The sequence below is a fragment of the Desmonostoc vinosum genome (assembly GCF_059505385.1).
The window spans coordinates 1-12,164 of record NZ_JCACKM010000036.1; the positions used below are offsets into that span (position 1 = coordinate 1).

General features: G+C 40.1%; 7 protein-coding genes and 1 pseudogene. 4 read left to right on the top strand and 4 right to left on the bottom strand.

Annotated features, from left to right (window positions below):
• Positions 1-624 precede the first annotated feature (624 nt).
• Positions 625-843 carry a hypothetical protein gene (locus AC5JMF_RS05535; RefSeq protein WP_495794762.1) on the bottom strand — a complete coding sequence of 73 codons (219 nt, stop codon included), beginning with the start codon at positions 841-843 and terminating at the stop codon, positions 625-627.
• A 447-nt stretch (positions 844-1,290) separates the two neighbouring features.
• Here AC5JMF_RS05535 and AC5JMF_RS05540 point away from each other — a divergent pair, with 447 nt between their 5' ends.
• The 3 genes from AC5JMF_RS05540 (at position 1,291) to AC5JMF_RS05550 (ending at position 5,518) form a co-directional block, all read left to right on the top strand.
• Positions 1,291-2,889, top strand: a complete 1,599-nt coding sequence (locus tag AC5JMF_RS05540) for an Hsp70 family protein (RefSeq protein WP_495794726.1) — start codon at positions 1,291-1,293, stop codon at positions 2,887-2,889.
• A 208-nt stretch (positions 2,890-3,097) separates the two neighbouring features.
• Positions 3,098-3,562, top strand: coding sequence for a CYTH domain-containing protein (locus AC5JMF_RS05545; RefSeq protein WP_495794727.1), 465 nt, complete (start codon positions 3,098-3,100; stop codon positions 3,560-3,562).
• A gap of 174 nt (positions 3,563-3,736) precedes the next feature.
• Positions 3,737-5,518 carry a ShlB/FhaC/HecB family hemolysin secretion/activation protein gene (locus tag AC5JMF_RS05550; RefSeq protein WP_495794728.1) on the top strand — a complete coding sequence of 594 codons (1,782 nt, stop codon included), beginning with the start codon at positions 3,737-3,739 and terminating at the stop codon, positions 5,516-5,518.
• Here AC5JMF_RS05550 and AC5JMF_RS05555 read toward each other — a convergent pair.
• From AC5JMF_RS05555 to AC5JMF_RS05565, 3 genes and pseudogenes are all read right to left on the bottom strand, one after another.
• Entirely contained in the window at positions 5,468-8,086 is a 2,619-nt protein-coding gene (locus AC5JMF_RS05555) for a two-partner secretion domain-containing protein (protein ID WP_495794729.1), read from the bottom strand. The genes AC5JMF_RS05550 and AC5JMF_RS05555 overlap by 51 nt on opposite strands.
• A gap of 157 nt (positions 8,087-8,243) precedes the next feature.
• Positions 8,244-9,085 (bottom strand): annotated as a pseudogene (locus AC5JMF_RS05560) (Rpn family recombination-promoting nuclease/putative transposase).
• A 163-nt stretch (positions 9,086-9,248) separates the two neighbouring features.
• Positions 9,249-10,829 (bottom strand): NF038122 family metalloprotease, encoded by a 1,581-nt coding sequence (locus AC5JMF_RS05565; protein WP_495794730.1) that lies wholly within the window; start codon positions 10,827-10,829, stop codon positions 9,249-9,251.
• Between the two features lie 446 nt (positions 10,830-11,275).
• Between AC5JMF_RS05565 and AC5JMF_RS05570 the strand changes: the two genes are divergently transcribed.
• Positions 11,276-12,070 (top strand): DUF928 domain-containing protein, encoded by a 795-nt coding sequence (locus AC5JMF_RS05570; RefSeq protein WP_495794731.1) that lies wholly within the window; start codon positions 11,276-11,278, stop codon positions 12,068-12,070.
• Positions 12,071-12,164: the final 94 nt, after the last annotated feature.

The following is a 12,164-nucleotide window of genomic DNA, read 5'->3' on the forward strand; positions in this document are numbered from 1 at the left end:
TTTATGAGTGTCTAAATCTACTAATACTGCTAAATAATTTCCTTGACCTTTCACCGACAATCTAACACTTTCATATCGGGAAGATTCAGTATTTCTTCTACAGTAAATTTCATAGCGTTCGCTTAAAATTTTGGTAAGCTACAATTTATATTGTAACATCAGTTCTATTTGATAATATTTGAAAACTTGTAAATTATTACAATATGTAGACTTTAACCATTTTTTATATTAAATTGTAGTTGTTAAAATCTAATTTATTTTAATTTTTGCCATAAAATTATCGGAAGAACCAACAAGATTTACATATTAGGCTGAGCGACCGCAGATTAAACAAAGTGCGGCAATATGCAGCTAAAATAATTTTCTAGGATTGCACCGATTATATCGGTATGCGATCGCGTTTTCAACCTATCGAACTTGAGATGAACTACTAACTAGAAAATCGGGGCAATTATCTAAGCAATAGCATAATTACCCCGATCTCTCCAAACATAAAAAACATTGACTGCATTCCTTGTCGCACCCCCATTCTATTAAAAGTGTTCTATTTGACATCAATTTTCGATGTATGTCATTCAAAATACCAATTTTAATCAGGTTCTACCATTGCAAATGTTAGTCTCCTCAAACTCTAGATGCTGGCTTTAAAAATAGCCATGCCACAAAGAATGTAGCTGCTGTAAATAGTTGCGTTAAATCCAATGCAGATAAATAGCCATCTGCAAACGAAGCAATGCTGCGATCGGTGATGCCAAATACCCAAGATGAAAGACCAAATAGCCAAATCCCATTTTTGAGATTACCCACAAATTCTTTAGATTCCGATGGTTGCGGCTCATTCATAACTTTCTGCTCCGTTGCTGAAAAATCTGGTGATTGATTAGAAATGCTCGTCATAGAGAATTTTTTGACTTTTGATATTTATTTATACCTATATTAATAAATATTTCACTTGCTTGACAGCACTACCCAAAGGTACATCTCCCTATCTTGACATTTCACCTAGAGAGTTGCAGCTAGTAGTAGACTGTAATGCTTGAAATTCCGAACTTAACCATAGAAAAAATGTATTAATTGCTACAAATTAATCAATAATTATATAAATATTTATTTATATAGATGAAAAATCACTCTCAAGATAGATGCTTTTATAAAAAAGTTATCAACAGGGCTATAAACCCAAAAAGAACAACAATCGCTCATTTGCATACTTGGTGGCTATGAGACAATAATCTCACCGAAAATAGCACTTTGCGCCTCTGCGCCTCTGCGTGAGACAATCATAAAACTATGGCGATCGCAATCGATTTTGGTACTAGCAACACAGTAATTGCCCGTTGGAATCCCGTCACCCAACAGGCAGAAACCTTAAACATACCTGGATTATCGCTGCAACAAAGCCTCAATCCCCCCTTAATTCCTAGCTTAGTTTACGTAGAACAAGCAACCCAAGGTAAAGTTTTAATCGGGCAACAAGTACGCGATCGGGGTTTTGATCTCAAAGGCGAAGCCCGATTCTTTCGCAGCTTTAAACGGGGTATTGGTGCAGATATCCAAGGTTTCTTACCCGAACTAGATGGGCAAATTATCACCTTTGAGCAAATAGGACAATGGTTTCTCACTCAAGTGATAGAGCAACTAGCACCCTCACAAGGCGGTTTAGATTCCCTAATCTTAACCGTACCAGTCGATAGCTTTGAAGCTTATCGCCACTGGTTAGGAAAAGTATGCCAAGCACTCCCCGTAGAACAAGTACGAATGTTAGATGAACCTACAGCAGCAGCTTTAGGATATGGCTTAGCAGATCAAGAAACTCTTTTAGTAATCGACTTTGGCGGCGGTACTTTAGATTTATCCCTGGTGCAGTTGGATAAAGGGATACAAGCCGCTACTAAGCCTGTCGGATTTTTGCTCAAGTGGGGTAACAAGTCCTTGGCTGAAGACTCAAAGCAGAAAGTAAAAACTGCTCGTGTGCTAGCCAAAGCAGGACAAAATTTAGGTGGTACTGACATTGATAGCTGGTTAGCGGATTACTTTGCTAAAACCCAAGAACTAGTAGTAAGTCCGCTGACGACACGACTAGCAGAACGGGTAAAAATTCAGTTATCTACGCAAAATCAAGCCAGTGAAGTTTATTTTGATGACGAAACATTTGAAACCTACGAATTAGAACTGAACCGCGAGACTTTTGACAATATCCTCAAAGAACACTCATTTTTTCAACTGCTGGATGAGTCAATGGCTTCACTCCTACAGCAAGCAAAACGCCAAGGTATAGAACTTGCAAATATTAACGCCGTTTTGTTAGTTGGTGGTACGGTGCAATTACCAGCAGTGCAGACATGGATCAAGCAGTATTTTGCACCAGAGAAAATCCGTTGTGAACATCCTTTTGAAGCGATCGCTCAAGGTGCATTGCAACTGGCACAAGGCGTAGAAATCAAAGACTTTCTCTACCATAGTTATGGTATCCGTTATTGGGATCGCCGTAACCAGCGTCATAGTTGGCATCCGATTATTAGATCTGGACAAGCATATCCGATGAATCAGCCAGTGGAACTATTTTTAGGGGCTTCTATGGAGAATCAGCCCAGCATTGAATTAATTATGGGAGAATTAGGAGCTGACACAGGCAGTACCGAAATTTATTTCGATGGCGATCGCTTAATTACGCGCCGTCTCGGCAGTAGTGAAACCAGCGTTAAACCTCTTAACGATCAAGAAGGTGCTAGAACAATTGCTCAATTAAAACCACCGGGATATCCTGGAGGCGATCGCATCAAAATTCTTTTTCAAGTGGATGAGCAACGTTTTTTACGAATTACTGTGGAAGACTTGTTGACGAGTGACACATTACTAGAAAATCAACTTGTTGCACAGTTGAGTTAATTTATCTATCAGAGAGAACAGGATTAAGGGGATGTTTAAGAACGGTTAATATCAAGTTCGCGTAATTACTTATTATTAAAATTTCTCCGTGTCCCCGCGTCCCAGCGTCCCCGCGTCCCCGCGTCCCCGTGTCCCCGTGTCCCCGCGTCCCCGTGTCCCCGCGTCAGCTCTAACGATAAGTCTTCAGACGAACATGATATAACCTGTAATGGCGAAAGAAATAGAGCGGAAATTTCTAGTTCAAGGAGATGATTGGCGAAAACTAGCCAAGGGTAGCTTTTATTGTCAGGGATATATTGCCACACTTGGGGCCGCCACTGTACGTGTTCGCATAGTAGGAAATCAAGGTTACTTAACTATTAAAGGGCCGAGTATCAAATATTCTCGCTCGGAGTTTGAGTATTTGATTCCTTTAGAAGATGCTCAACAGATGCTTAATACATTATGCGATCGCCCTTTTATAGAAAAAGTTAGATATACAGTAGAACTAGGTGATTTAATTTGGGAAATAGACGAATTTGAAGGTGTAAACAAAGGATTAATCTTAGCAGAAGTCGAACTAAGTAATGAAGAACAAAAGATAGAACTACCAACCTGGATTGGCGAAGAAGTTTCCGAAAATCCCAAATATTTCAACAGCAACTTAGTTAAACACCCCTTTTCACAATGGTAATCATAATTTTGCATACTTCGGAACAATCCTTGTTATAACTCAGAGCAGTCAGGGAAATATTAAAAAGAATAGATTTATCAGAGCGTTGCAGATACATAGATCGGCAATCAGTTCGCTACTGATATCTCTTGAAAAGCCCATATTTCACTACTAAGAATGAGCGTTATCGGTCTTATGACAAAAAATATACATCAATATAGATATGGTTTTTACTTAGCATTGGTAGCAATTAACATTACAGTACCGATAAAGTTAGTGCAAGCACAAGAAATCAGAACAACGCAGATACTGAATCAAGCCCCTATTGTTCAACCTACTCCTCGTGGAATAAAACCACCTTCAAATCAACCATTACCGGAGTTGTCCCCACCATCAGATTTACCGCCATTGAATGAGTTACTGCATCCCTCAGAAACCTTTCCCTTACCTGCACAAATTCCATTTGGGGAAACTGACCAAACTATAATCGTCAAAAAATTTGCAGTTACTGGTAGTACAGTCTTTAGTCAGGAAGATTTTGCTAGGATCACAGCTCCTTATACCAACCGTCCCATTACTCTCAAAGATTTATTTCAGATTCGTTCGGAAATTACTAATCTTTACATCCAAAATGAATACATTACCTCCGGCGCATACCTTCCTCCACAGAAACGTCAAGATGGCATAGTAGAAATTAGGATTGTTGAGGGAGAGCTAGAGGAGATAAAAGTTACAGGCACGCGTAGACTTAATCCCAACTATGTGCGGAGTCGGCTGGCTATAGCCACAAACAAACCCCTGAAACGCGATCGCCTGCTAGAAGCATTGCAATTGTTACAAATAAATCCCTTAATTGCCAACATCTCAGCAGAACTATCTGCTGGCACAAGTTCAGGACAGAGTTTGCTAGAAGTACAGGTAAAAGAAGCAGATACTTTTAATACACAGATAGCTTTAGATAATGGGCGATCGCCTGCCGTTGGTAGTTTTAGCAGAAAAATACAGATAAACGAAGCCAACCTACTTGGCTGGGGCGATCGCATTAGCGCTATCTACACCAACACCGATGGTAGTAATGCCTATGACTTCAACTATACTTTACCAATTAATCCCCGCAATGGCACTCTATCCTTAAGCTATGGCACTTCCAACAATCATGTAATCGAAAGACCCTTTAGCGTTCTCGATATTCAATCCAACTCTCATTACTATGAGCTAACACTACGCCAGCCGATAATCCAAAAGCCTACTTACGAATTAGCTTTAGGTTTAACTGCTGGCCATCGAGAGAGCAAAGCTAGCTTTTTAGATGGAGAACTTCCTTTTCTAAGTTCGGGTGCAGATCCACAAGGCAGAACGCGAATCACATCGTTGCGCTTTTTTCAAGAATGGACTTCTCGCAGCAGCCGACAAGTATTCGCACTGCGTTCTCAGTTGAGTGTAGGACTTGACGCTTTGAATGCCACTATCAACAACAACTCTCCTGATGGTCGTTTTTTCGCTTGGAGAGGACAAGCCCAATGGGTACGCTTATTAGCTCCTGATACTCTACTGCTACTACGAGGTGATTTGCAACTAGCAGACCGACCAATGATCCCATTTGAGCAATTTAGCATCGGTGGCTTGGATAGCGTGCGGGGTTATCGTCAAGATGCCCTATTAACAGACAACGGGATTTTTGCTGGTGCCGAAGTGCGAGTTCCCATTGCTCGTTTTACAGAACGCAATAGCCTTTTACAGTTAGCCCCTTTTGTGGAGTTTGGCAGTGGTTGGAACAACTCTGGCAGATCGGGTTCTGAATCAAAGCTAGATACAAATACTTTGGTATCTGTAGGACTGGGGTTACGCTTGCAATTAGAAGATTACCTCACAGCTCGTTTGGACTGGGGTATTCCTCTAGTTTCAATTTCTGCTGGGGATAAAGACTCATGGCAAGAAAACGGTTTGTATTTTTCCATTATTGCCAATCCCTTTTAACGAAGAACATTGCGCTGTCGCCTGCCAAGGAGTTTTAGGTGTTACCTGTGGTGTGGCTACTACTAACTCTATTGTTCCTGCACTCACAATTAAACCTTGAGCTTCTACAATTTGTTGGCGATCGCCTCTGGTTTGATAGTTGCTGCTAGTTGTTTTTGTGTTACTTACTCGATTTGACAAATCTCGCAGATCGTGCCAGACTATCTGACCTGTGAGAGTTTCAGTCGGATTAGCTGGTAATCCTCCCCGATTGCTGATCGTAAAACGATTTTGTCGCGCTGCTGCACAACCGCTGGTTATTTGCCGTGAGCGATCGCTAAAATCTGTTGGTAAACTGACTAATCCTTGAGATGGATCGACATCTGGGGTATTAATTTCTACAGTCCCATTAAACTCTGCACCCAAATCAGAAGAAGCAGTAATGTCACTTTCTGAAGTCAGTTGGGGGCGAAACTCAGTCCCGAAGATACCTGTAGCATTTATAACCACCCTACCACCAAAGCCCTTTTGAGCATTAGCAGTAATATCGCTATTTTCCAGGGCAACTAAAGTCTCCGTTGTCAGGTTAATATTACCTCCCACCGAACTATTACGGGCATTAGTACTAATTTGACTACCACGACGCATTTGGAGGTTTTGGGATTGGATAGTAATATTACCCCGATCACCAGCATTAGTATTAGCAGTAATTGTTCCTCCATCCTTGAGTAAGACAAAAGGAGAATTGATCAAAATATTTCCCGCAGCGCCTTGACCAGCTAAACCCCGCAGATTTTCTGGATCTGAACTGAGGAAATTACTGACATTAATTGTTGCACCATCACTAATAACTAATCGATTAGCTGTGACGTTCACATCGCCACCCTGACCATTACTGACAATCGCGTTTGCAAATAAACCACTACGACCGTATTCATCATTTCCTGTCAATTCTACTGAGTTGGCGATGATATTCATATTGCCAGCCGAGCCAGTACCAGAGGTACTAACAGCAATCTGAGCGCCATTAGTAACTCGTAAGTTTCCGGTTTCAATCACTAAATTGCCTCCTGTGCCAAAACCAGCACCCAAAAAAGTTGCGATCGGTTCTGGGATACCTGGGATTTTCTCCGTTGAAGATGCGATAATACTGGGGCCAAATTCTGTCCCACCAGTAACCTCCACATCTTGAGCAAAAATTTTCAAGTCACCAGCTTCTCCAAAGCCATAGGTGGTGGTATATATCTGTGCGCCATCAGCAACTTGCAATTTATTAGTTTGAACTGTTAAGTTACCCCCTTTCCCCGTTGCACCAGGAGCAACAGGAGCAAATAAACCACTAGGGCCGAAGGGAGAAATGCCGCTTAGTTGCACATCCTGGGCTTTTACGGTCAATTCTCCAGCATTCCCATCTCCAAAAGTGCCACTGGATATTTGACCTCCATTGCTCACTTGCAAGGTTTTCGTGGCAATGGTGATTTTCCCTCCTACTCCACTTGCACCTGAGCCAACATCAGCTAGTATGCCGCTAAATACCTGGTTGTTGGGATTTAACACAAAGCCATTAACTGTTAAAGAATCAGATGCAGATATATTCAATGTGCCTCCAGAACCATCACCTCTGGTATCTGTGAGTATCACCGAACCATCTTGGAGAGTCACATTTTGTCCTTGCACCTGGATAAAACCACCACTATTGCCGCTAGTATCTACAGAAGCAGCATTAAGAAGTTCAATATTACCGTAACTAATTCCTTGTCCGGGTTGCAGTTGTAGCTGTCCATGAGGATTGGTTATTGCCACCTGACCGTTATTCACAGACCATAATTCAACTCTTCCTTGAGGTAAGGTGATATTTCCTCCATCTAGTTCCACCTTGCCTGCAACCAGAGCTAAAGTCTGACCATTTGGCGTGTTGTAGCTCAATCCTGGCGGACGGTTGCTGCTATCTAGGGAAAAATCGGGATTGAGTATGAGATTGTTTCCTGAACCTTTTACCTGAATTGTGCTGTTGGGATGAGAACCAAATTGTAAACCGAGAGGAACGCTCACAGTAAGCAGAGGATTAGATGTCGGGTTAGCGGCACTAAATTCTTTACCATCAGCAAATTTGATACTGTCTGCCGTACTGCCAATAAATGAGCCACCAATATCTAACTTGGCATTTTCACCGAAGATGATGCCACTAGGATTAATGATAAACAGATTGGCATTACCTGTATTGCCTGTGCCGTTTAGCAGCGTTTGAATAGTGCCATTAATTTGGGAAGCTGACCCCCCCGTAACCCGCGTGATAATATTGTTGATGCCTGCATCGTAAACGAAACGGCCAATGTCACCTGATTGAATCGAAAAATTTTTCAAACTGTGGAAAAGGTTAGCGCCATTATCAGGTCTAGCACCGCCAGTAATTTCATACACGCCACCACCAAGATTATTGACATTGGTAGGTAAAGTGCCATCTGGGTTAATTTGGGTTTGAGCTAATGCTGCAAATGGTGTTTGCAAAGCTAGGGAAAAAGCAACACCTAACAAGATTTTTTTTCTATACCCATACAGAAAATTGCCGCATTTGAAGAGTATCACCATATAGCAACCTTTTCCCTAACTTAATTGGATACTAATGCTTTTATACTCTTAGCTTTTCAATTTTATGTAAGTAAAAATACTGATAACAAGGCTAGGAAATACAGGTGCGATTATGGGCGATCGCACAATTCACCTTAGAAGCGATCGCTTTCTCAGCCTAACCCCCAAGTGCTTCTAACCAAGAGAGCAAATCAGCAAAACTAGTAAAATCAAGCAGCGCTTCGCCCAGATTTTCTAATTGTTCCAAAGATAGAGTTTCAATGCGTTGATGCACATCTTGAGGTAATTCTCCCACACGTCTACTTAGTTGACGAAGAATAAGCGATCGCGCTTCCACCTCCCGTCCTCTTTGTTCTCCTTGTTGCAATCCTTCCTCTCTTCCTTCTTCTTTAATTTCCCGGTATACTTGCGTTTCTTTCAGCGTTATTCCTAACATAATTTCTATCTCCTTTCGACTTAATCGTTCAAATTTGTACACCATAATCGTAATTGTTAGCTCCATTATGGCGCGACTTCCAGTTTCGGACTGTTCAACAGAAGAACGCTCAAGTAGATACTTAGCTTCTTGTGGTGCTTTTTCTTCATCCAACGTAGTTAACACCATTAAACCTATCCACACAGATAAAGAGCGAATATCTCCCAATTCGTCTAGATATACTCGATGTACTTGGTCGCCATTAAGTTGGTTTCGGTGGGGATGAATATCATTTTGTTCAATACTGCGCGATGGATAAATGATTACTGCTTGCCAATCGCTAAATCTTTTACGGTTGCGATAGAAATATAACGAAGATTCTGCAAATACCCGTTCGTAAAGCAGTTCGTCCCTCTGAAACTGCACTTCGCAAAAATATACAACTCCTGGATTGGCATTTTCTGGTGGTAAGAATACCCCATCGATTTCAAATCTTGGCTCTTTGACAGCTACCGTGTCAATAGTTCAAATAGTAAAGTTGGAGATTGTTGGAATAGTTTATAAAATATCGAGTCTCGACGCATAAAGGAATTTTATTATATTCGCAGTCGGATCTTAAGGCGATCGCACAATTCACCCTAGCAGACTATGATAGATGCAAACCAGAAGCTGATTTTAGCATTGCATATTTGCGGGATGAATAAAATCTCTGTTTTTGCTTATTTCATCCCACTATTCTGCACGCCCTTATTTTTTACCCTGACCTTTGATCATAGAACGAATGCCGAATAAAACTAATCCCAACAGCCCAAGAGTAGATGAAGGTTCGGGAACAGATTGAGAATAGCTGCTTAAATGATCATGGTCATGGTCATGGTTGTGTTCGCCATCTTCAAACTCATCCAATGTTTCCCAGGTAGCATTTTGCCAAAAGCCATCTGCTGTTAAGTTAGCACTTGATTGCCAATAGCCATTCCAACCTTGCCAACGACCATTCCAACCCCACCAGTAGTTATTCCAACCCCAGTTGTAAGCACCACTATCATTAACCATTTTATTTAATGATTCACCGCGATCGTCTTTGCCATTTCCATTGGTATCGATGAATTGTGGTGTCAATCTTAAAGCAGCTAAAGTAGAATTCGCATCCATCCAACTAGTAGTAACTCCCATCTTACTTGCTAGTCCAGATTTAGCACTATTGAATATCGTGAGTAAGCTTTGATTGTTCTGCTGTAGATCCCAACCAAGTACATCTAGCACAGTTAAATCGTTATTTGTAGCTAGATTTCTATTGTCCCCTGCACCGAGGCTAGCCTCCATAATGCCATCATAGGTGGCATCTTTTTTCCAATGACTGCCTTGATTACCATCTCCTCCAAATTTAGTACTTCCAGAAGACATATTACCTAATTTGCTTGTACCAGCATTAATAGATAACATGCTATCTACACCAATAGACATATCAGGTTTGTTCCCGTTAGTGAAGCTATTTCCAGATAAACGAAACAGATCCATCAAATAGGCATATTTAGATGCTTCTCCACCACTAATTGATGACTTTTTATTCAATAGATCTCCATATTCAGGTGAATCAATAGCGCTAATAAAGCCTAGAGTATGAGTCAGTTCGTGTACTGCCACACTGAAAAAGTCTAAAGTGCCTGTAGCAATAGTGCTACTGTTATTGGTTTCAGAGAAATAATTCCATGAAAGAGGCTTACTTAGATTACTTAAATCGCTGATGAGGATGTAACCATCATAACCAGTATCATTACCGTTAATCAGCCCTAAAGCTTTGGCATTAGCACGGGTAAGATTGATATTGTTCATTCCCTTACTAGAATTTGTCGTGCGTGAACCATTTTTATAAGTGGAAGTTAAAGCCTCATATCCTTTGTCTTTGGTGTACACATTTGCCAGAGATGTCTGATCGGCAGCTGAGGTAGCATCTGCTTGTATTTGTTCATAAACGGTTTCCAACTTTTTTGAAGTCACCCCTGGTATTGCGCCACCAATCACGTTAGTGGGTAACATATTCGTTGTCTCAATAAATATATTGAGGGTGACATCATCAGTTAGGTAATTAGACCAATACTTTCCAGCCATCTCATAGCCGAGCATTTGCTCGAAGCTAGTCCCCGGTGCATAAGTAAAATTAAATTGCAGGGCTTGGGCTGAGGAGCTACTACCTATAAAAACTGAACTAGCTAGTGTGATGGGTGTAAGCCTTTTGAGAAAACGAAGCGCTCTCAACTTTAATGGCTTTCTATTTGTTGTATTGGTATCAAGAGACTGAAAATTAAGTTTGTATAGTTTGCAATGCATATAGCAACCAGCTAATATTTCAATAAATGGTTTAATTGCCAATATACAAAGATTTTTAACTTGTTTTATCAAGCACATGTAAATTAAATTTTTATTGAATGTAGTTAATAATAAAAAGTTTTTAAATAAACAATATCTTTTTAAATTTGATATGAAAAATATTCATCAAACACTATTTTGAAAAAGATATATATTAAAGATTTTGTTAAACTCTAATGTTTTAATATGTAAATTCTCGGAGAATTTTAATAAAAAATAGTTTAGTTATTCGCTTTGATATCGGAATTTACTTACGTTTTTAGTTGACAGTAAATAGAGTATAAATGTGTACTGAGCCTGGTTCAAAAATCAAATAAAAGTTCTGTTTTTTTTACTAATCTACTGATTTTTAAAATGGTCAACAGTAATTTTACTGATGCTTCACTGCAAAAAATAGCCTTACGATAATGGTATTTGATTTATTGGCTAGAGGCAGTTATTTATCTCAAATTGTTTTTGCAACACAAGGTATAAATTTAGTGATGAACATAAAAAATAAATATTTTTGCCAGCCTAGTTTGTTGGGAAGCGCATTGTTAATTTATTTATCTTCGATGTTACTTATAGTAACACCAACTCTAGCACAAGTGACTTTCAATCCCCCAAAAGAACAAGCTCCAAAAAGCTCAAGCGGAGGAGCTTCACGAGATGTTTCTACTTGCGGCGCTGATCTGACAGCAACTACCAAAGCCTCTGTGACACCATTGCTTCCTAAAAATAATATCGGTTTGACGATCGCAGAGCGTCCAACAGTATTGATTTACATTCCTCAAACTAATGCTAAAACAGCATTGTTTAGCCTGCAAGATGAACAAAACAAGCAATATTATCAAACAATCTTACCTTTGCCAAAAAAACCTGGTGTGATGGAAGTAAAAATTCCTCATTCAGTTGCAGCATTGAAAACAGGTAAGAATTATCAATGGTCTTTAGTGATGATTTGCACTGAAGAATTAGAGCCAGATAGTCCTTGGATCAGTGGATGGATTCGGCGAGTTGAAGCTAATTCTAGTTTGAATCATCAACCTACTCTAGAGTTAGTTTCTCAGTTGGCTAAGATGGGGATTTGGTATGATTCGCTTTCCACTCTTGCTCAACTGAAGCGATCGCAACCTAATAATTCAGCTGTAGCTACTTCCTGGCAAGAATTATTAAACTCTGTTGAATTGAATGCGATCGCTAATGAACCGCTAATCAATTAATCAAGTAATCCTAAACAAAACAAGAGCTAGGGAATGAGGATAAACCTCCAAGTTTCCTGCTCTTATTTATTTTTCTCTTATTCCAAAATCGCCA

Coding starts and splice junctions, on each gene's coding strand:
- AC5JMF_RS05535 (WP_495794762.1), bottom strand. CDS start 843: ATGAATGAGCCGCAACCATCGGAATCTAAAGAATTTGTGGGTAATCTC.
- AC5JMF_RS05540 (WP_495794726.1), top strand. CDS start 1,291: ATGGCGATCGCAATCGATTTTGGTACTAGCAACACAGTAATTGCCCGT.
- AC5JMF_RS05545 (WP_495794727.1), top strand. CDS start 3,098: ATGGCGAAAGAAATAGAGCGGAAATTTCTAGTTCAAGGAGATGATTGG.
- AC5JMF_RS05550 (WP_495794728.1), top strand. CDS start 3,737: ATGACAAAAAATATACATCAATATAGATATGGTTTTTACTTAGCATTG.
- AC5JMF_RS05555 (WP_495794729.1), bottom strand. CDS start 8,086: ATGGTGATACTCTTCAAATGCGGCAATTTTCTGTATGGGTATAGAAAA.
- AC5JMF_RS05565 (WP_495794730.1), bottom strand. CDS start 10,829: ATGCATTGCAAACTATACAAACTTAATTTTCAGTCTCTTGATACCAAT.
- AC5JMF_RS05570 (WP_495794731.1), top strand. CDS start 11,276: ATGGTATTTGATTTATTGGCTAGAGGCAGTTATTTATCTCAAATTGTT.